Origin of the sequence: Plantactinospora mayteni (genome assembly GCF_016862935.1) — a bacterium.
In the GTDB taxonomy this organism is placed as follows: Bacteria; Actinomycetota; Actinomycetes; order Mycobacteriales; family Micromonosporaceae; genus Plantactinospora; species Plantactinospora mayteni.
The window spans coordinates 132,716-152,988 of sequence record NZ_BONX01000028.1; the positions used below are offsets into that span (position 1 = coordinate 132,716).

The following is a 20,273-nucleotide window of genomic DNA, read 5'->3' on the forward strand; positions in this document are numbered from 1 at the left end:
CCAGGGGCTTCTCGGGCGGCTCTCGATGAACGAGATGTACAGCAGTCGGATCGAGACGCCGGCCGGTGCGCTGACGGTGCTGGCCGACCCGGACGGGGTGGTGCACGCCGCCGGCTTCGGCACGGACTCCGGCACCCTGCTCGGGCTGGTGCACCCGCGGTTGCGCCGGGAGGTGCGGGAGCGGCCCGAACTCGGCCCGGTCACCGGGGCTGTGCGGTCCTATCTGGACGGTGACCTGACCGCGATCGACGCGGTGCCGGTCGCGCAGCACACCGACGGCGAGTTCCTGGCACACGCCTGGGAGACGTTGCGGCAGGTCAAGCCGGGCGAGCCGGTCACCTACACCGAGTTCGCCGGGCTGTCCGGCCGGCCCCGCGCGGTCCGGGCCGCCGCGATGGCCTGTGCCCGCAACGCCGCCGCGCTCTTCGTACCGTGTCACCGGGTGCTGCGTACCGACGGCGGGCTCGGCGGCTTCCGCTGGGGGCTGCCGGTGAAGCGTTGGCTGCTCGCACACGAGGGAAGCCCGGTCGGCGAGTGACCCGGCGAACCGGACCTGGGTGGCCGACTCGCCGAGGAAGCTCGCACATGCGAGGGCAGCCCGCTCGGCGGGTTACGCCGCACGCCCGCCGTACGCCCACCGGCACCAGGCCGACCGCCGGCAGCGGGCCGACCAGCCGGCACCGGGCTGCCCGGGTGTACTGAGTCGGGGATCAGCGCGGGCTGGCCGTCGCGCCGTTGGCCGAACAGGTCCTGAGGGGGCGCGGCGGGACTGAGCCGTCGATCAGTGGCGGCTCGCCGAGCGGTGCCAGGCGGCGGATCGGTCCCGGCGACCACAGGTGACAACAACACGACTCAGCCGGAAGCTGGATTTGCCGTTAACGTCATGGCATGGCGCCGGATCGTGACGACGAGCCCACGGTCCGGGGCCGGCCCGGCTTCCGGCTGCCCGCCCGGCTACGGACGCGCGGGGCGGGCTCCCCGAAGCGGCACGCCGCCGAGCCGCCGTCCACCACCGAGCCGTCGTCCACCGCCGAGCCCTCGTCCACCGCCGAGTTGTCATCCACGACCGAACCGTCATCCACGACCGAGCCGTCGTCCACCGTCGAGTCGTCGTCCACGGCCGAGCCGTCGTCTCGCCGGCGGCTCCGGCTGCCCGGCAATCCGTTGCCCCGAAACCTCTGGCGGCTGCGCCGCTACCTCCGCCCCTACCGTGGCCAACTGGTCTGGCTGCTGCTCGCGGCGTTCGCGGCGACCGGGGCGAGCATCGCCGTACCGCTGGTCGTGCAGCGGGCGGTGGACGGCCCGATCGCGCACCGCGACCCCGGCGGCCTGCTCCGGCTCGGCGGGCTGGCGCTGCTGCTCGGGCTCGCCGAAGCGGCGTTGATCTTCGTCCGGCGGTGGGCACAGTCCTCCTCGGCGGTCGGGATGGAGGCCACCATCCGCGACGACATCTACGCCCACCTGCAACGGCTGCACATCGGCTTCCACGACCGCTGGCAGTCCGGCCAACTACTGTCCCGGGTCACCAGTGACCTGTCGGTGATCCGGCGCTTCCTCTCCTTCGGACTGCTCTTCCTGGTCGTGAACGTCACCACCTACCTCGCCGTGGTGACGCTGCTGATCGCGCTGCATCCGGGCCTCGGGCTGCTGGTCGCGGCCGGCGCGGTGCCGCTGTTCCTGGCGAGTCGCCGGTTCACCCGGGCCTATCTGCTGGCCGCTCGACGCCTCCAGGACGAGCAGGGTGACCTGGCCACCCTGATCGAGGAGTCCGCGCAGGGCATCCGCACCATCAGGGCGTTCGGCCGGCGCCCGGAGATGACCGGGCGGTTCGCGGCCGGCAGCCGTACGCTGCACGACACCGCGACCGGCAAGGGCCGGCTGCTGGCCCGTACCTCCGCACAGTTCGACCTGATTCCCAACCTGACCCTGGCGGCGGTGCTGGTCGCCGGTGCGGTGGCCGTCGCGGACGGCTCGCTGACCATCGGCGGGCTGGTCGCCTTCGTCAGCCTGCAACTGATGCTGATCTGGCCGATCGAGTCGCTCGCCTGGATCATCGCCAACGCGCAGGAGGCGATGACCGCCGCCGACCGGATCTACGAGGTACTCGACACCCGGCCGACGGTCGTGGACCGGCCGGGCGCGGTGGCGCTGGCCGGGCCGGAGGCAGCCGGTCGGGGCGGCGCGCTCCGCTTCGACGGGGTGTGGTTCGGCTATCCACAGGGTCCCCCGGTGCTGCGCGGCGTCGACCTGGCGGTCCGGCCCGGCGAGACGCTGGCCATCGTCGGCGCCACCGGCTGCGGCAAGACCAGCCTGCTGTCGCTGGTACCGCGCCTCTACGACGTCACCGCCGGCCAGGTCACCCTGGACGGGCGGGACATCCGGGACATCCAGCTCGACTCGCTGCGCAGCCAGGTCGGGATCGCGTTCGAGGAACCGACGCTCTTCTCGATGTCCGTCCGGGAGAACCTCACCCTGGGCCGGGCCGATGCCGGCGACGACGAGGTACGCGCCGCGCTCGCCGTGGCCCAGGCCGACTTCGTGTACGACCTGCCATGGGGGCTGGACACCCGGATCGGCGAGCAGGGTCTCTCCCTCTCCGGCGGGCAGCGCCAACGGCTGGCCCTGGCCCGGGCGGTACTCGGCCGGCCCGGAGTACTGGTGCTCGACGATCCGTTGTCGGCGCTGGACGTACACACCGAGGCGCTGGTCGAACGGGCGCTGGCCCGGGTACTCCGGGACACCACCGCGCTGGTGGTGGTGCACCGGCCCTCGACCGTCGCCCTGGCCGACCGGGTGGCACTACTCGCCGACGGCCGGATCGCCGCCGTCGGTACCCACGCCGAACTGCTGCGCGAGGTGCCCGCGTACCGGGCGGTGCTCTCCGCCGAGGACACCGACGACCTCGGACTCGTCCGGTCATGACGACAGCCGGCCCGATCAACGGCGCCACGACGGCAGCAGAGGCCGTCGACGGCGCGACGGCAGCCGGCCCGTTCACGGGCGGGACGACGGCGGCGGAGCCCGTCGACGGCGGGACTGCAGCAGAGGCCGTCGACGGCGGGACGAGTATCGGCCCGGACCTGTCCCGGTGGCGGGGCATCGCCGCCGACCCGGAGGCGGACCGGACCGCCGCCGAGACCGGCACCGCGCAGGGCATCGCCAGACTCCGCAGCCGCAGCCGAGTCCTGCTCGGCTCGCTGATCCGGCCGCACCGCAAACTGATCGGCGTGGCAGTGGCCCTGCTGCTGCTCCAGAACGCGGCCGGGATGGCCGGGCCGTACCTGGTGATGCTCGGCATCGACGGGGCGATCGGGCCGCTCCGGGCCGGTGACCCGGGTCCACTGGTCGCGGTGGCGACCGCGTTCGGGCTCGCCGCCGGAGCCGAGTACGCCGGCAAGCGCGGCTTCCTCACCCTCTCCACCCGGATCGGCCAGGCCATCCTGCTCGACCTGCGCCGCCGGGTCTACGACCACTTCCTGCGGCTGTCGGTCAGCTTCCACGAGCGCTACACCTCCGGCCGGCTGGTGGCCCGGCTGACCAGTGACATGGACTCGATCGCCGAACTGGTCGACGGCGGCATCGACGACCTGGTGCTCGCCGTGCTCTCGATCGTCTCGGTGGCCGGCGTCCTGCTCTGGCTGGACCTGCCGCTGGCCGCGGTCACCCTGCTCGCCTTCCCGTTCCTGCTCTGGCTGTCCCGCTGGTTCGCCCGCGCCTCCGCGTCCGCGTACCGGCGTACCCGGGAGACGGTCGCGCTGGTGATCGTCCACTTCGTAGAGTCGCTCGGCGGGATCCGGGCGGTACAGGCGTTCCGGCGCGAGCCGCGCAACCAGCAGATCTTCAGCGCGCTCAACGACGACCACCGGCGGGCGAACCTGCGGGCGTTCCGGCTGATCGCGACGTACTCGCCGGCGATCAAGGTGATCGGCAACGTGACCATCGCGGTGGTGCTGGCGTACGGCGGCATGCGGGTGCTGGGCGGGCACGCCGAGATCGGGGTACTCGCCGCGTTCCTGCTCTACCTGCGCCGGTTCTTCGAGCCGATGCAGGAGTTGAGCCAGTTCTACAACGCACTCCAGTCCGCCACGGCCGCGCTGGAGAAGCTGGCCGGGGTACTCGACGAGCGGCCGGGCGTACCGGAGCCGGCCGCGCCCCGCCCGCTGCCGACCGGGCCGGTCCGGGGTGCGGTCGACCTGCGGGCGGTGACCTTCGGCTACCGCGCCGACGCTCCGGTACTGCCGGAGCTGACCCTGTCGATCCCGGCCGGCCAGACGGTGGCGCTGGTCGGCGCGACCGGTGCCGGGAAGTCGACGGTGGCGAAGCTGATCGCCCGGTTCTACGACCCGACCCGGGGCACCGTCACCCTGGACGGGGTCGACCTGCGTGACGTCGCCGACGCCGACCTGCGCCGGGCGGTCGTCATGGTCACCCAGGAGAACCATCTCTTCGGCGGGTCGGTGGCGGACAACATCCGGTTCGGCCGGCCGGGGGCGGACGACGGGGACGTGGTCGCGGCGGCGGACGCGATCGGCGCGCACGACTTCATCGCCGCGCTGCCCGCCGGGTACGCGACCGACGTGCACCGGCGCGGCGGCCGGCTCTCCGCCGGGCAGCGGCAGCTCGTCGCGTTCGCCCGGGCGTTCCTCGCCGACCCGGCGGTGCTGATCCTGGACGAGGCCACCTCGTCGCTGGACATCCCCAGCGAGCGGCTGGTGCAGCGGGCCCTGCGGACCATCCTGGCCGAGCGGACGGCGATCGTCATCGCGCACCGACTGTCCACCGTGGAGATCGCGGACCGGGTACTGGTGCTGGACGGCGGCCGGGTGGTCGAGGACGGTCCGCCGGAGGTGCTGATCGCCGGGGGCGGCCGGTACGCCGCCCTGCACCGGCAGTGGCGCGACTCCCTGCTCCGCTGACTCGCTGCTCCCATAGGCGCTGCTCCGGTGGGACGGGGCCCGGCCAGCAGGCGGGGACCGGCCGGCTCAGCTCAGTCGGGGTAGCAGCAGGCGCGCGACGTCCAGCGCCCGACTGGCCGGCGACGGGGCGCCCGGCCTCCAGTCCTCGGCCGTCCAGACGTCCGAGAGCACCGCCATCACGAAGCCCCAGCCGACCACCCGGTCCACCGGCATCGCCAGTAGGTCGGCGAGCTGTTCGACCCGGGCCGGCACCAGCGCGGTCAACGCCGGATCCCGGTCGTCCGGCTCGGGGTTGTAGAGCAGCGCACCGACCTCGAACCCGGGATCGCCGACCAGCCCGTGCGGGTCGATCGCGAGCCACGGTTCGCGCTCCGCGCGCAGGATGTTGTCGTGGTGCAGGTCGCCGTGCAGCACCACCCGCCCGGGCGCCGAGGCAGACAGTTCGCGCATCAGGCCATCGGCCCGGGCGACGAGGTCGGCCGGCAGCGGCCCGCCGTCGCCGTGCACCGCCAGGTATTCCTCGAAGCCGACGCCGTAGCTGGAGAGGTCGGGCAGCGGGCAGTCGGCCGGCACCGGTACGGCGATCCGGCGCAACACCTCCGCCGCCACCGAGGTCGCCTCGGCGTCCCGGCCGGGCACCAGGTCGCGCAGCCGCCAGCCGGGCTCGGCCCGCTCCAGCAGCAGGGCCCCCCGGTCGAGGTCGGCCCGGAGCAGGCGTACGGCGCCCCGGCCGGCGAACGCGGCCAGGGCCGGTGCCTCGGTACGCAGCGACTCCCCGCTCGGCACGCCCAGTTTCAGTACCGCCGGCCGACCGTCGGCACAGGTCACCGCAGTGACGTAGTGGAACGACAGGTCGTACGGCTCGCCGACGGTCAACTCCCAGTCGGCGGCCACCTCGGCGAGGGTCCGGGGCAGCTCGGCGAGCCAGCGGATGCCGTCCGCCCCCCACACCTGCCGTGCGTTGCGGGCCAGCGCCTCGGGAATCACCGTCTCGCCTCGGGAATCACGCCGTCGCCTCGGGAATCACGGCGTCCACGGTAGCCGGCGGATCAGCAGGCCGGCGGACCGGCGGATCAGCGGCCGGGGCGGGTGCCTGGCGCCGGCTGCTCCGATCCGGGTTGTCGTACCCGGGCGGCAGGATGCGGGTCGACCAGAGTTCGTGGTCACGTCGGGCCGGCGACGTGCCGTCGACCGGAGGGCGATCCCATGACGATACGGGTGATGAGCCGGCGGCGCTCCGCCGCGACCATCGAGGCGGCGGCGCCGGGCGCGCTGGTGCTCGACGTGACCTCACGCGGGCCCGACCCCTGGGTGCGGCTGAGTCCGTTCTATCCGCACGGCGGCATCCCGGTGCCGTTCTCGCCCGGCGTCTCCGGCGAGTCCGTGGAGGGGATCTGGCAGGCGCTCAAGGTCTTCGCCGGCGTCGACGTCGATCCCAGCCGGCTCGGCGTGACCACGATGAAGGGCCTGAAACGGACGGTACGGCGATACGGCGCGGTCCGGGGGCACCGGGCCGGGCTGACCGGCGACCGACTGCTGGACTACCCGGAGGCCCGCCGCCTGATCTACCTGCCGACGTACCGGTGGGTGCTGGAACAGCCGGCGGCCGACCTGGTCGCCGAGCTGCGCCGGCTCGCCGCCGACCGGGACGTGGTGCTGCTGGACTACACCACCAACGCCGACGTCGCCGACCTGGACACCCCGCTCTCGCACGCCGCCCTGGTCCGGTCGTTCCTCACCGGCGACTGGCCGGCGGAGTCACTGCCCGACGGGCGGGCTGAGGCGGTGCCCGACGAGCGGGTTGAGGCGGTGTCCGGCGGGCCGGCGGGCTAGCCGTCGGGCGAGCCGGCGGAGTCGGCGTCGGACGGGGGCGCGCGGTGCGGAAATCCTGGTCGGCGGCCCGGCCGTCTCCCGTACCATCGGCCAATGACGGATGCGGCGCGGCACCAGCGCACCGGTGTCCCCGAGCGGCCCAGCCTGGACGGGCTGGCCGAGAAATGGGCCCACCGGTGGCAGGAGGAGGGGACGTACGCCTTCGACCGGACGAAGAGCCGGTCGGACGTGTACGCGATCGACACTCCTCCGCCGACCGTATCCGGCGAACTGCACATGGGGCACGTCTTCTCGTACACCCACACCGACACGGTGGCCCGGTTCCAGCGGATGCGCGGCCGGACGGTCTTCTATCCGATGGGCTGGGACGACAACGGCCTGCCCACCGAGCGCCGGGTGCAGAACGTCTACGGCGTGAGCTGCGACCCGAGCCTGCCGTACGACCCGCAGTGGCAGCCGCCGCAGCGGCCGGTCGGCGACGAGGCCCGGAAGAACCCGGTCGCGATCTCCCGGCGCAACTTCGTCGAGCTGTGTGCCGCGCTGACCGCCGAGGACGAGCAGGTCTACGAGGAGCTGTGGCGGCTGCTCGGGCTGTCGGTGGACTGGTCGTTGACGTACACCACGATCGGCCGGACGGCCCGGGCCACCGCGCAGCGGGCGTTCCTGCGGAACCTGGCCCGGGGTGAGGCATACTCCGCCGAGGCGCCCGCGCTCTGGGACGTCGGTTTCGGCACGGCGGTGGCGCAGGCGGAGCTGGAGGACCGGGAGCGGCCGGGGGCGTACCACCGGATCCGGTTCGAGGTGCTGGCGTCCGGGCCGGGTAGCGCGGACACTCCGATCGGTGCCGGCCCCGGCCGCGACGACCCGTACGTGCACGTCGAGACCACCCGCCCCGAGCTGCTGCCGGCCTGCGTGGCGCTGGTCTGCCACCCCGACGACGAGCGGTACGCCGACCTGGTCGGCGGCACGGTCCGCACCCCGCTGTTCGGCACCGAGGTGACCGTCTACGCCCACCCGCTGGCCGATCCGACCAAGGGCACCGGTCTCGTGATGACCTGCACCTTCGGCGACCTGGCCGACGTGACCTGGTGGCGGGAGCTGCGGCTGCCGACCCGGGTGGTGATCGGCCGGGACGGTCGGCTGCTGCCCGAGCCACCGTCCGGCGTCGACCCGACCCCGTACGCCGAACTCGCCGGCCTGAAGGTCAACGCGGCCCGGCGGCGGATCGTGGAGCTGCTGGCCGGCTCCGGCGACCTGGCCGGCGAGCCGAGGCCGATCACGCATCCGGTGAAGTTCTACGAGAAGGGCGACAGCCCGCTGGAGATCATCTCGACTCGGCAGTGGTATCTGCGCAACGGCGGCCGGGACGCCGAGCTGCGGGCCGCACTGCTCGACCGGGGACGCGAGCTGAACTGGGTGCCGGCGCACATGCGGCACCGCTACGAGCACTGGGTGAGCGGGCTGACCGGGGACTGGCTGATCAGCCGGCAGCGCTATTTCGGGGTGCCGTTCCCCGTCTGGTACCGGCTCGACGACGTTGGCGAGCCGGATTACGCCCAGCCTCTCACGGCGGACGAATCGGCGCTGCCCGTCGATCCGACCTCCGACACCCCGGCCGGATACACCGAGTCGCAGCGCGGCCGGCCAGGCGGTTTCATGGCCGATCCGGACGTGATGGACACCTGGGCCACCTCGTCGCTGACCCCGCAGATCGTCGGCGGCTGGCTCGACGACCCCGACCTCTACGCCCGGGTCTTCCCGATGGATCTGCGGCCACAGGGGCAGGAGATCATCCGTACCTGGTTGTTCGCGACCGTCGTCCGCGCGCACCTGGAGGCCGGGGTGCTGCCCTGGCGGGACGCGGTCCTCTCCGGCTGGATCCTCGACCCGGACCACAAGAAGATGTCCAAGTCCAAGGGAAACGTGCAGACCCCGATCGGGCTGCTGGCGGAGCACGGCCCGGACGCGGTCCGCTACTGGGCGGCGAACGGGCGGCCCGGCACCGATCTGGCGTTCGACCCCGGCCAGATCCGGATCGGCCGGCGGCTCGGCACCAAACTGCTCAACGCGTCCAGGTTCGCGCTCGGCCTCGGTGCCGGCGACGCCCTGCGGGCGCCGGCGACCGAGCCGCTGGACCGGTCGATGCTCGCCGGACTCTCCACTGTGGTCGCCACCGCCACCGCCGCCTTCGACCGGTACGACCACACCGAGGCGATGCAGGTCAGCGAGGCGTTCTTCTGGCGGTTCTGCGACGACTACATCGAGTTGGTGAAGGAGCGGGCGTACGGCGAGGGGCCGGGTGCCGAGTCGGCCCGGGCCGCCCTGGCCGCCGCCCTCTCCACGCTGCTGCGGTTGTTCGCCCCGTTCCTGCCGTACGTCACCGAGGAGGTCTGGTCCTGGTGGCGGTACGGCTCGGTGCACCGCTCGCCGTGGCCGACGACGTACGAGATCCAGCGGGTGGCCGCCGACGGTGATCCGGCACTGCTGGAGCTGGCCGGGGCGGCGCTGACCCAGGTACGGCGGGCGAAGTCGGAGCGCAAGGTGTCGATGCGTACCGAGGTGCCGCTGGCCGAGGCGCTCGGCCCGGCGGCGATGCTGGAGCAGCTCGCCAGCATCGCCGGGGACCTGAAGGCGGCCGGTCGGATCGGCAAGCTCGACTTCCTCCCCGACCGCACCCCGGAACTCGTCATCGCCTGCGCTTTCTAGGCGATCAGGCGATCCTCCTCCGTGCCGGCGTGCAACCTGTCGGATCGCCGCCGACGTCCCGGCCACCCGCGTGGGAGGGAGGCCGGGACGCCGGCTCGTTCCGGTCGTCAGCTCCGGTTGTCAGTCCTGCGGGACGTTCATCCGCTCCGGAATCGACTCGTACCGCTGCGGGTCGATGCCGCCCAGCGTCCCGTCGGTGACGGCGTCGATGATGCCGAACATCCCGGTTTCGATCTGCTTGTTCAGCATGCCGTTCTGCTTCTGGCTCCAGGACTGGGTCTGGCCCCGCGTCTCGAACAGGATCGTCGCGCTGCCCCGGAGGGCGAACGAGCCCAGTGCGGTACCGGGCAGGTTCGTGTCCTGCGGATAGAGCGTGACCTTGCTCTGCGGCGAGTTCCCACCCTGCATGGCGTCGTACGCGGCGATGTTGATCCGGCGGGACGCGTCGTAGTCGAACTTGGGCCAGTTGCCGTGCTGTGCCGGGTCGGTGATGAAGCGCCCGGAGATGGAGAGCGTGGTGAAGTCGTCCATCCCCTCACCGGTGTAGCAGGGCGCCTGGTTGTGCAGGTCGACGAAGACGTCCACGGTGCCGAACTCCCGCTCCAGGTCGCGGTAGACCTCGCGGACGGTCTGCGCCTCCGGCGTCACGTACCAGCCGACGGAGGCGCTGTTGCCGGGAAAGTCCCCCGGCTGGGGAACGTAGCCGAGGTCCGGGTTGAAGTCGCGGTTCACGTCGAACCCGCCGAGCCGGGAGTTGTAGTTCCACGCCGGCCGGGCGCCCGCCAACTGCGGGAAGTCGGCGACGACATCGTCCCAGCTCGTGGCGTTCTGCCGGGTGTCCAGCTCACCGCCGTCGGCGTTGAGCTTCGGTACGGCGACCACGGTGACTGCCTCGCGGATCTGCGCGGAGCGGGCGGAGTTGTTGCCCAGCGTCTTGAGCGTCTCCAGCAGCGCGGCGGTGCCGTTCATCTCGTTGCCGTGGATCTGGCTCTGGATCAGGACCACGGTGTCGCCCTCGCCGACCCGGGCGGTCCAGATCTCCCGCCCCTGGTTGGAGTGACCGGCGACATCGACGGCGACCTTGCCGCCACTGGTCTGCTCGATCTGCCGAAGGCTGCGCCGCAGCTCGTCGTGGCTGATGAAGCCCTCGACCGGCTTGTCGCCCGTCTCCGTCCCGCAGTGCGACTGGAGAGGCTGGGCGACGGCCGGGCCGCTGGTCACCGCGACCGCCCCCGGAACGCCGAGGAGGACGGTGGCCGCCACCGCCAGGCGGCGACCGAGGTGACTGACGGCGGCGCCGGGCGCCGGCGATGACGCGGCGGCGCGACCGGTAACGGATCGCGGAATGGCGGGCTTACCTCCGTGGCGGGACAACCTCGATGACATGCGCTGCACCTCCGATGGGGTGGGGGTTCGGCGTGACGCGGTCAAGTCGGACACAGATTGATCTTGCGGCACGAAAGCGCGACCGAGGCCGCCGGAAACAGTGAGAAATGTCCGCACCACAGAACGGCGGGTCGATGTAACAAAACTCGGCCAAGTTTCGCTGCGACCGCCTTTCCCGCCCGCAAAATCGGCTCACGAGTCGAAGCCACCGGCATCCCCGCCGGGGCTACCACTTTTCCAAAGCGTTCACCATCATCGGCCACCGCTCCCACCCTCACCAGGTCAGCCGCTAGGCTCGCCACTCCGATCGGCACCCCGGAGCCGACCTGTCACTTAACGAACGAAAGCAGGAACGTCAACTCCCCCAGTGCCACGAGTAACCAGTTTCACGACTCACCCCGGACGCCGACACGGACCATGTCGACCATTGCCAGAATCCCCGGTACGGCCTTTTCTGGCGTCCGCTCCGTTGCAACAAATGTGTAAGGAGAATCCGTTGGCCCCCGCAAAGACTGCCCGCCGCTCCCTCTCCCTGAGCATCGCCGCGCTGGCCGTGCTCTCCGCCAGCGCCTGCGGGGGCGACGGCGAACCCGCCACGTTCGGCGGTCCGGTCGACACGGCCTCCTCCTCGCCCGGCGCGAAGGCCACCGCCAGCGCGCCGGCCAAGCTGAAGGAGATCACGTCGGCCTGCGAGCTGCTTCCGGCCAACCAGGTGGTGAAGACCCTCGGCGGCTCCGACCAGACCACGCTCAAGGCCACCGAAGCACCGCCCGCCGAGGACGAGACCACTCGATACACCTGCACCTACCAGGACGGCAACCGCGAGGCGCTGTCGCTGGTCGCGACCGCGTTCCCCGACCGTGCCGACACCGCGACCGAGACGATCGACGCCATCGGCGAGGGCAGCGAGGCCAAGACGACCCGGGTCGACGGCGTCGGGGCGGACGCGGTGGCGTACACCGTCGAGGGCGCCCGGGTACTGGCCTTCGCCGTGCCGTACCAGCAGGAGCTGCGGTTGGTGGTGCTCTCCGGCCCGTCGGTCATTCCGCAGAGCAAGTTCGCCGCACTCGGCAAGCAGGTTGCCGCCCGACTCTGAACCGGCGCAGCATCAGTCCAAGCCGGCGCGGCGCCAACGGTCGGGTCGCCAGCCGGCCACTTCGAGCCCCGCCCGTAGCTGGTCGGCCACCTCCGCCGGCCGGCTCCGGACCAGCGAGGCCGGAAACCGCAGGATCCGGTCGCCAGCGATCCAGATGTCGTTCTGCCTGCGCAGGTCGGCCTCCCAGTGCCGTACGTCCATGTGGTGTGCGCCATCGATCTCGACGTGCAACCGCCAGCGCCGCCAGTACGCGTCCAGATAGCGCACCCGCCCGCTGGCGTCGACCCGCCGCTTTTGGAGGTCGGGCGGCGGAAGCCGGAAGCGGCGGCACAGTGCCACGAAGTCCAGTTCGGACAGTGCCTCGGCACCGCCGGAGATGTCGTCGAGGGTACGAGCGATCAACGATCGCCGGTGCAGCTTCGGCAGTTCCGCCATCATCTCCCGGAGTTCCCGTGCCGTCGTACGCCGCTGCTGGCAGCCGGCGGCGAGAACGGTCCGCGCCTCGTCATCGGTACGCGCCCAGCCCGCCGCGTCGAGCAGCGCCCGCGCGATGGTGGTACGCATCGGCCGGCCGAGTTGCAGGTGCGACTCGGGCAGGATCGTCGTGCGGCGCACCAGTACGCCCGGCATGTCCAGCGGTAGCCGACGCAGTGCGGTGGAGGCATGCCGGGCGGCCGGAACCAGCACGTAGAGCGGCTCCTGCCGCAGTCCCCGTACGCCCGCTTCGGCAGCGGCGGTGGCACCGGCCAACACCGCCCCCTTTCCCGCGACGAGTACGGCCACCCAGAGTTGCTGGTCACGGGTGAGGCGCCCGTTGCCGGCGAGCAGCACACCTCGGCACAGCGAGCGCCACCGGCCCGATTCGATCAGCCCACGGACGGCGCCCCGGCCGAGCAGCCGTACCGCCTGGCCGGTTGCCAGGACTCCGGCCTGCGCGAACGCCAACCAGTCGAGTTCGCCAGTGCCCTCTGCCGGCATCTCCGATACCCCGGGCAACCGCACCCGATCCGGTCGTCTGCGATCGACGGCCGCCTTCGGCTGCCTCCGAGCGATAGACACCCGACCAAGTCTCCGCCCCCAACCACACCCCCACAACGCCCATCCACCCGCCTGTGGACAACCACCCGCGGCGCGTCAAGATTCTTGGCGAACTGTGGTTCGCTACGCGCCCTAACTCGCCAAGAATCTTGGGCGCCCGCCGAACGACGGCGCCCGCCGAACGACGGCGCCCGCCGAACGACGGCGCCCGCCGAACGGCGACGGCCGGGAGACGGCCCGGACTACCGACTCGACGGGGTCCAGCCGGTGGCGGTGAAGCGGGTCGCGTCGGTGCCCTCGCCGGAGAAGAGCAGGCCGTTGGTGCCGACGACGAGCAGGCCGTCGACGTACACGCCACGGCCCTGGGAGCTGGCGTCGGTGGTGTAGCTCCAGCGCAGGTCGGTGGTGCCGGCCGGCAACTCGGCGAACGCCTGCCACCAGCGCCGGCCGCCGTAGCCGGTGACCGATCCCTCGGCGGTCCACCGCCCGGTCGGTCCGACCAGGGTCACGTCGACCGGCGCCCAGGTCTCGCCGCCGTCCGCCGAGGTCTGGAAGTGCAGCAGGTCGTAGCGCGGCTCGGTGTCGTACCAGAGTTGGAAGCTGGCCACCGCCGCGCGGCCGGCGGAGCGGCGCAGTGGCGCGGTGAGGGTGGCGCTGCCGCTGTCGCGGTCGTCCGCGCGCCAGGCGGTGCCGCCGAGCGGTGGCCGGACCGGAGTCGCGTACGCCAGGTCGCGGGCCAGCGCCCGCCGGGCCACGTTGTTGCTGCCCCAGTTCCGATCGGGGTGTACCCGGTTGGTCAGCAGGATCAGGAAGGTGTGCGACAGCGGATCGACCACGATCGACGTACCGGTGAATCCGGTGTGCCCGAACGCGACCGGCGAGGAGAGCCCGGCCATGTACCAGTGCTTGTTCAGTTCGAGCCCCAACCCCCGGTCGCTCTCCGGATAGCGGCTCTCCAGCCCGGCGTTGTAGTTGACCAGCATGTCCCGCACGGTCGACTCACGGAGGATCCGGGCGCCCCGGTATTCGCCGCCGTTCAGCAGCATCTGGCAGAAGATGGCCAGGTCGGCGGCGGTGGAGAAGAGTCCGGCGTGCCCGGCCACCCCACCCAACGCCCAGGCGTTCTCGTCGTGCACCTCGCCCCAGACCATGCCCCGGTCGGCGTACGGCTGGTATTCGGTGGCGGCGATCCGGTGCCGGAGCGCGGGTGCCGGGTTGTAGCCGGTGTCGAGCATCCGCAGCGGGCCGGTCACCTCGGCGGCGACGAGTTGTTCCAGCGGGCGACCGGTCACCCTTTCCACGAGTACGCCGAGCGCGATCAGCCCGAGGTCGGAGTAGACGTACTGGTTGCCGGGGCTGGCACCGGCGGCGAACGGGCTGGCCAGGGCAGCGGCCTCCCGCTCCTCCGGGGTCGGGTAGCTGCTCCACAGTGGTGCGAACGCGGGCAGCCCGCCGGTGTGGGTGAGCAGCATCCGTACCGTCACCGCCTCCTTGCCACCGGCGGCGAACTCCGGCAGGTAGCGCACCACCGGCGCGTCCAGCTCGATGGTGCCGCGCTCCACCTGGCGCAGTGCCACCACGGTGGTGAAGAGCTTGGAGATCGAGGCGAGGTCGAAGATGGTGTCCTTGGCCATCGGGACCTGCTGGTCGGCCGGCAACTCGACACCGACCCGCCCCGGTGCCGGCCCGACCTCGCTGTATCGCACCGCCGTACCGACCGCCTCGTGCCGGACCACCACCCCGTCCTTGGCGGCCAGCAGCACTGCCCCGGCGTACGTCGGGAAGGTGGGGTGGTCCGGGGTCGGCGCCAGGTACGCCTCGGCGTCGGTGCGCAGCCGGTCGACGTACTCGGGCAGCAGCCCGACCTCCTGCGGCCGGCCGGCCCGCAGCGTGCGCCGCTCGAACCGGACGTCGCCGGGGCCGACGGTCGGCGGCCCGCCCTGCCATCCCCCGCCCCGCCCACCGGTCACCGCCTGGCCCACCTCGGGGTCGGCCACCCCCTGTCCGACTTTCGGACCTGTCAACGCCTGTCCGACTTTCGGCCCGGCCAGCGCCTGGCCCACCTTCGGACCGGTCAGCGCCTGACCCACCTTCGGGCCGGCGGTTGCGGGGTGTGCGACGGCCAGGGCCGTGAGCAGGACGGCGGTGCCGACTCCGGCACCGAGGACGCCCGTGCTGATCCTCCGACGACGCATCGCCACCACCTCCGTGCCGGTCATCGACCGATCTCGTCAGCCCCGCCCCAGAATGAAGCTTTCCTTCGGAGTTGGCAATAACACAGAAGCTTCTTGCCCAATCCCCCAGGGCCGACTAATTTATAGAGTCGGATGAATCACCTGGAGGTGCCATGCGGGGCCGACTACTGGCATCAACCGTCGCGATCGCCCTGCTCGTCGCCGGCGGCGCCAGCCCGCCCGCCCAGGCCGCACCCTCCGCCACCCAGGCCACACCGTCCACCCGGGGCACGCCGTCCCCGGTGGACCGACTGATCGCCCGGATGAGCCTGCCGGAGAAGGTCGGCCAGCTCTTCGCCACCTACGTCTACGGCGGCTCCGCCACCGCGCCGAGCGCGGCCGACGCCACCGCCAACCGCCAGGCGTACGGGGTGGAGACCGGGGCCGAGGTGGTGGCGAAATACCACCTCGGTGGGGTCATCTACTTCTCCTGGTCGCACAACCTCGACTCGCCCCGGCAGATCGCCACGCTCTCCAGCGGGCTCCAGGCGAGCGCCGCCGGCAACGGGCCCCGGATCCCGCTGCTCATCTCCACCGACCAGGAACACGGCATCGTGCAGCGGCTGCCGGCCCCGGCCACCCTCTTCCCCGGCAACATGGCGCTGGGCGCCGGGCGCAGCCTGGTCGACGCGTACACCGCGGCTCGGATCACCGGGCGGGAACTGCGGGCGGTCGGCATCCAGCAAGCCTGGGCGCCGTCGGCCGACGTCAACGTCAACCCGGCCAACCCGGTGATCGGGGTACGCTCCTTCGGCTCCGACCCGCTGCTGGTGGCCGGGATGACCGCCGCCCAGGTGGTCGGCTTCCAGCAGGGCGCCGGGGTGACCGTGGCCGCCAAGCACTTCCCCGGGCACGGCGACACCCGGGACGACAGCCACACCGAACTGCCGGTGATCCACCACAGCCGGGCCGAGTGGCAACAACTCGACGCACCGCCGTTCCGGGCGGCCATCGCGGCCGGAATCGACACGATCATGACGGCGCACATCGTCGTACCGTCGCTGGACGACTCCGGCGATCCGGCCACGCTCTCCGCGCCGATCCTCACCGGGCTGCTCCGCGAGCAGCTCGGATTCCGGGGCGTGGTGGTGACCGACTCGCTGGGCATGGCCGGGGTACGCCAGAAGTACGGCGACGACCGGGTACCCGTGCTCGCCCTCAAGGCTGGCGCCGACCTGCTGCTGATGCCGCCGAACCTCGACCTGGCGGTCAACTCGGTACTTGCCGCCGTCTCCTCCGGTGAACTCACCGAGGTCCGGATCGACCAGTCGGTACGCCGGCTCCTCACCCTCAAGCAGCGCCGGGGCGTACTCGACGGGGTGCCGCCGGTCGACCCGGCCGCCGCCGAACGGGTGGTCGGGCAGCCCGCCCACCAGGCCGAACTGCGGAAGATCACCGACCGTACCGTGACCGCGCTACGCAACGACGCCAAGCTGCTGCCGCTGCCCCGGGCCGACCGGTCGGTGCTGGTCACCGGTTGGAACTCCAGCGCCTTCGACAACGTCGGCACCCTCGCGGCCGGGCTGGCCGCCTGGGGCAACCGGACCACGGCGCTGCCGACCGGGCTGCCGAACGACGCGAAGATCGCCGAGGCGGTGACGGCGGCCCAGGCCAACGACCTGACGATCGTGCTGACCCAGAAGTCCTTCGACACCACGGTCACCGATCCGAACGCCCGGCAGCAGAAGCTGGTGCACGCGCTGGCCGCCACCGGCCGGCCGGTGGTGGTGGTCGCGGTACGGGACGCCTACGACGTCGGGCACTTCGACGACGTACCGACCCAGCTCGTCACGTTCGGCTACACGAAGGCGTCGATGGAGGCGCTGACCCGGGTACTCGTCGGGGAGGTCGCGCCGCGCGGCAAGCTCCCGGTCAGCATCCCGGACCCGGCCGACCCGACGGCGGTCCGCTACCCGTACGGCCACGGCCTCACCTGGCGGCTCCCCCGTTAGCGGCCCGTCAGCGGCCCGCTGGCGGAACCGCCAGGCGGCCTGGGTCAGAACGGCCAGTCAGAACGGCCAGTCAGAACGGCCAGTCAGAACGGCCAGTCGCGCAGGAAGCGCAGGCCGAGCAGGAAGGCGATCACCGCCGGGCCGACGGCCAGGGTGACGGCCTGGGCCCGGTACATGATCCGGTGCCGGAGCAACTCCAGCCCGTTGGCCAGGATGATCACGCCGCCGACCATCATGAAAGCGCCCCACCAGCCGGTCGAGCCGAAGTCCAGCACGTCGTTGACCAGCAGCAGGAAGGTCACCCCGAGCGCGGCGGTGTTCAGCGCCAGCAGCGCGACCGTGCGGTGGAAGGCCCGGGGCAGCGGATCGGGCGACCGCCAGAGGTAGGTGCCGGCGATGGCCAGCGCCGGCAGAGTGATCATGAATGGCCAGCCGCGCCCCATCACCCCGAGCATCAGCATCGCGCCGACCGCGAAGACCAGCCCACCGACGCAGGCCAGCAGGTATCCGACGAACGCGCGCCCGCCGCCGCGAGCCAGCAGCGGTCCGCCGGACGCCGCGATCAGGGCTCCGGGTACCAGGACGAAGCCGGCCCACCAGTGGAACCGGTCGATCGACTGTGCGGTCACGGTCACCACCACGACCCCGAGTCCCGCCGCGGCCAGGCTGGTCACCCAGCGTCCGGCTATCACCGGGCGGCGCCTCCCTACGGTCTCCACCTCAACGCTCACAGTTGACGACTCTGCCGGTTGACCCTGCCAAGGACCATCCGGTCAGCCCTACCATCCACCGGACGGTTAGCCCGAAGGCCGGCACGACCACCGGGACGATCGGGGCGTACCGCTAGAAATCTCCCCCGCCGCCGAAGTCTCCCCCGCCGAAGTCGCCGCCACCGAAACCGCCCCCGCCGAAGTCTCCGCCGCCGTCCGCGCCCCCGGCGTCGCCGTAGTCCGCGCCGTCCGCGAAGCCCTCCTGGTAGCCGGCGTCGTAGCCGTAACCCGGGTCGGCGAAGGCGGGCGAGAAGAGTGCGTCGGCGATCAGCATGCCGCCCAGCACCCCGGCGCCGGCCGCCAGACCGGTCTTCCACCACGGGGTCGAATACCAGCCGGCCGGCACCGGCCGACCCTGCATCCGCCCACCCGGGTAGTAGTAAGGAGTCCCCGCCCCCGGGTTCGGCCCGGCCCGGAACGTCTCGCCCTGGACCTGCACCTCCCTCGGCACGGTGATCGCCCCGGCACCCCGGGCGGCGGCCAGCGGCGGCAGTTCCGGCCCCGGATCGATGCCGAGCGCCAGCCGGGCCGCCCGGACGTACGCCAACCCTTCCAGGGCGGTCTCCCGGGCCAGCTCGTACTGCCGGGCGCTGCGCGCCTGTTCGAGCTGGCTGCCGGCCGCGTTGTAGCGCTCCCCGGCATCGGCCAGCGCCTGCCGGACCGCCGGTTCGTCGCCGTGCAGGTGCATCAACTGCCCGCCCAGCCGCTCGTACCAGCGACCGGCGTCGGCCCGCGCGTCGGCGAGTTCCCGGGCCTGTCGGGCGGCGCGCTCACGACGCCACCACAGGAGCCCGCCGCCGAGCAGCACCACCAGCAGGAGAAACCAGATCACCTCGCCCATGACCCAACGGTACCCACCACCGGCGAGTACCCGCGCCGCTGCGCCGGCCGCCTGGCATGCTCTGTGACGTGGACCTCTCGACCGTGGCCGTGGTGATCGTGTGCCTCGTCGCGGGCGGGGCGATCGGCTGGCTCGCCGCCACCGCCCGGTCGACGGCCGAGATCGCCCGGTTGGATGCGACGCTGCGGGCCACCCGGGACGGCGAGGGCCGGTTGGAGCAGTCGATGCGGGCGCTCTCCTACGAGGCGACCGCACAGTCCCAGGAGGCGGTGGCCCGGGCGGTGGCGCCGCTGCACGAGACGCTGCGCCGCTACGAGCAGCGGGTCGCCGAGCTGGAGCACGACCGGGTCGACGCGTACGCCGAGCTGCGCGAGCAGGTCCGTGCGATGACGTCGGTCTCCGGCGAGCTGCGTACCGAGACGAAGCAGCTCGTGGCGGCGCTGCGCGCCCCGCAGGTACGCGGCCGTTGGGGCGAGCACCAGTTGCGCCGCGTGGTGGAGGCGGCCGGGATGCTGGAGCACTGCGACTTCTCCGAGCAGGTCACCGGAGCCACCGACCAGCAGGTGGTCCGCCCCGACCTGGTGGTCCGGCTGCACGGTGGCCGCTCGGTGGTGGTGGACGCGAAGGCGCCGTTCGACGCGTACCTGACGGCGATGGAGGCCCGGGACGAGCAGGGCCGGGACCGGCACCTGGACGCGCACGCCCGGCACCTGCGGGCACACGTCGACGCGCTGGCCGCCAAGTCCTACTGGACCGCCTTCGACCAGTCCCCCGAGTTTGTGGTGCTCTTCGTACCGGCCGACCCGTTCCTCGACGTGGCGCTGCAACGCGACCCGACGCTGCTGGAGCACGCGTTCACCCGCAACGTCGTGCTGGCCACCCCGGCGACCCTGGTGGCGCTGCTGCGTACGGTCGCGTATTCGTGGCGGCAGGAGGCGCTGGCCCGTAACGCGGTGGCGGTGCACACGCTGGCCCGCGAGCTGTACGGCCGGCTCGGCACCCTCGGCGAGCACGTCTCCAAGCTGGGCGGGGCGCTGGGCGGGGCGGTGACCGCGTACAACCGGGCGGTGGGCTCGCTGGAGGCGCGGGTGCTGGTCAGCGCGCGCAAGCTCGCCGAGCTGGGGGTGGCCGGCGACGACCTGCCGGTGCCGCCGCAGGTGGAGACGGCACCCCGCCAGCCGCAGGCGCCCGAACTGGTCGACCCGCCAGCCGACCCATCGGTCGAGCCGTTGGTCGAGCCGCTGGTCGAGCCGCTCGTCGATCCATTGGTCGATCCGCTGGTCGATCCATTGGTCGATCCGCTGGTCGATCCATTGGTCGATCCGCTGGTCGATCCGCCGTCGGCGCGGCACCTTGAGATCCCCCGGCCGACCCAGCCCTGATCGTCCGAATCGGAATCGGCGTTCAGCCGGTCATCGACACCGATCCGCGCCACCGCCACGCCGATCGGTCCACACAGATCACGGGGTGGTCACAACGCGCAGGGCGATAGTGACAGGCA

13 protein-coding genes and 1 pseudogene are annotated in these 20,273 nt (G+C 72.3%); 8 read left to right on the top strand and 6 right to left on the bottom strand.

The window, feature by feature from the left end; translation table 11 throughout:
- Positions 1 to 25: 25 nt before the first annotated feature.
- The 3 genes from Pma05_RS21190 (at position 26) to Pma05_RS21200 (ending at position 4,916) form a co-directional block, all read left to right on the top strand.
- Entirely contained in the window at positions 26 to 538 is a 513-nt protein-coding gene (locus tag Pma05_RS21190) for a methylated-DNA--[protein]-cysteine S-methyltransferase (RefSeq protein WP_203859177.1), read from the top strand.
- 350 nt (positions 539 to 888) lie between these two features.
- Positions 889 to 2,922, top strand: coding sequence for an ABC transporter ATP-binding protein (locus tag Pma05_RS21195; protein WP_239312775.1), 2,034 nt, complete (start codon positions 889 to 891; stop codon positions 2,920 to 2,922).
- On the top strand, positions 2,919 to 4,916 hold the full coding sequence (locus tag Pma05_RS21200) for an ABC transporter ATP-binding protein (protein WP_203859178.1): 1,998 nt from the start codon (positions 2,919 to 2,921) through the stop codon (positions 4,914 to 4,916). The genes Pma05_RS21195 and Pma05_RS21200 overlap by 4 nt, the downstream gene beginning before the upstream one ends.
- 66 nt (positions 4,917 to 4,982) lie before the next feature.
- Here Pma05_RS21200 and Pma05_RS21205 read toward each other — a convergent pair whose 3' ends face one another.
- A complete protein-coding gene (locus Pma05_RS21205) occupies positions 4,983 to 5,903 on the bottom strand; it encodes an aminoglycoside phosphotransferase family protein (RefSeq protein WP_203859179.1) in 921 nt (306 codons plus the stop codon).
- A gap of 219 nt (positions 5,904 to 6,122) precedes the next feature.
- Here Pma05_RS21205 and Pma05_RS21210 point away from each other — a divergent pair, with 219 nt between their 5' ends.
- On the top strand, positions 6,123 to 6,749 hold the full coding sequence (locus Pma05_RS21210; protein WP_203859180.1) for a DUF6939 family protein: 627 nt from the start codon (positions 6,123 to 6,125) through the stop codon (positions 6,747 to 6,749).
- A gap of 93 nt (positions 6,750 to 6,842) precedes the next feature.
- Positions 6,843 to 9,455, top strand: coding sequence for a valine--tRNA ligase (gene valS / locus Pma05_RS21215; protein ID WP_203859181.1), 2,613 nt, complete (start codon positions 6,843 to 6,845; stop codon positions 9,453 to 9,455).
- Between the two features lie 120 nt (positions 9,456 to 9,575).
- On the opposite strand, the gene Pma05_RS21220 is transcribed toward valS, so the two are convergent.
- A complete protein-coding gene (locus Pma05_RS21220; protein ID WP_239312777.1) occupies positions 9,576 to 10,718 on the bottom strand; it encodes a M14 family zinc carboxypeptidase in 1,143 nt (380 codons plus the stop codon).
- Between the two features lie 619 nt (positions 10,719 to 11,337).
- Here Pma05_RS21220 and Pma05_RS21225 point away from each other — a divergent pair.
- Entirely contained in the window at positions 11,338 to 11,937 is a 600-nt protein-coding gene (locus Pma05_RS21225; RefSeq protein ID WP_203859183.1) for a hypothetical protein, read from the top strand.
- A gap of 12 nt (positions 11,938 to 11,949) precedes the next feature.
- Here Pma05_RS21225 and Pma05_RS21230 read toward each other — a convergent pair whose 3' ends face one another.
- Together Pma05_RS21230 and Pma05_RS21235 are read right to left on the bottom strand one after the other, a co-directional pair.
- Positions 11,950 to 12,915 carry a putative endonuclease domain-containing protein gene (locus tag Pma05_RS21230; protein WP_203859184.1) on the bottom strand — a complete coding sequence of 322 codons (966 nt, stop codon included), beginning with the start codon at positions 12,913 to 12,915 and terminating at the stop codon, positions 11,950 to 11,952.
- A 302-nt stretch (positions 12,916 to 13,217) separates the two neighbouring features.
- On the bottom strand, positions 13,218 to 15,194 hold the full coding sequence (locus Pma05_RS21235) for a serine hydrolase domain-containing protein (RefSeq protein WP_203859185.1): 1,977 nt from the start codon (positions 15,192 to 15,194) through the stop codon (positions 13,218 to 13,220).
- 128 nt (positions 15,195 to 15,322) lie between these two features.
- Here Pma05_RS21235 and Pma05_RS21240 point away from each other — a divergent pair, with 128 nt between their 5' ends.
- Entirely contained in the window at positions 15,323 to 17,161 is a 1,839-nt protein-coding gene (locus Pma05_RS21240; protein WP_203859186.1) for a glycoside hydrolase family 3 protein, read from the top strand.
- Between the two features lie 83 nt (positions 17,162 to 17,244).
- Here Pma05_RS21240 and Pma05_RS21245 read toward each other — a convergent pair whose 3' ends face one another.
- Positions 17,245 to 17,853 carry a hypothetical protein gene (locus Pma05_RS21245; RefSeq protein ID WP_239312780.1) on the bottom strand — a complete coding sequence of 203 codons (609 nt, stop codon included), beginning with the start codon at positions 17,851 to 17,853 and terminating at the stop codon, positions 17,245 to 17,247.
- Between the two features lie 151 nt (positions 17,854 to 18,004).
- Positions 18,005 to 18,772, bottom strand: a complete 768-nt coding sequence (locus tag Pma05_RS21250) for a hypothetical protein (protein WP_203859188.1) — start codon at positions 18,770 to 18,772, stop codon at positions 18,005 to 18,007.
- Positions 18,773 to 18,828: 56 nt separating this feature from the next.
- Here Pma05_RS21250 and Pma05_RS21255 point away from each other — a divergent pair.
- Positions 18,829 to 19,977, top strand: a pseudogene (locus Pma05_RS21255) (DNA recombination protein RmuC); the annotation flags it as partial.
- Between the last annotated feature and the right edge of the window lie 296 nt (positions 19,978 to 20,273).

Bases quoted from the DNA above. Each gene is read 5' to 3' on its own strand.
- Pma05_RS21190 (WP_203859177.1), top strand. From the start codon at position 26: ATGAACGAGATGTACAGCAGTCGGATCGAGACGCCGGCCGGTGCGCTG.
- Pma05_RS21195 (WP_239312775.1), top strand. From the start codon at position 889: ATGGCGCCGGATCGTGACGACGAGCCCACGGTCCGGGGCCGGCCCGGC.
- Pma05_RS21200 (WP_203859178.1), top strand. From the start codon at position 2,919: ATGACGACAGCCGGCCCGATCAACGGCGCCACGACGGCAGCAGAGGCC.
- Pma05_RS21210 (WP_203859180.1), top strand. From the start codon at position 6,123: ATGACGATACGGGTGATGAGCCGGCGGCGCTCCGCCGCGACCATCGAG.
- valS (WP_203859181.1), top strand. From the start codon at position 6,843: ATGACGGATGCGGCGCGGCACCAGCGCACCGGTGTCCCCGAGCGGCCC.
- Pma05_RS21230 (WP_203859184.1), bottom strand. From the start codon at position 12,915: ATGCCGGCAGAGGGCACTGGCGAACTCGACTGGTTGGCGTTCGCGCAG.
- Pma05_RS21235 (WP_203859185.1), bottom strand. From the start codon at position 15,194: ATGACCGGCACGGAGGTGGTGGCGATGCGTCGTCGGAGGATCAGCACG.
- Pma05_RS21240 (WP_203859186.1), top strand. From the start codon at position 15,323: ATGCGGGGCCGACTACTGGCATCAACCGTCGCGATCGCCCTGCTCGTC.
- Pma05_RS21250 (WP_203859188.1), bottom strand. From the start codon at position 18,772: ATGGGCGAGGTGATCTGGTTTCTCCTGCTGGTGGTGCTGCTCGGCGGC.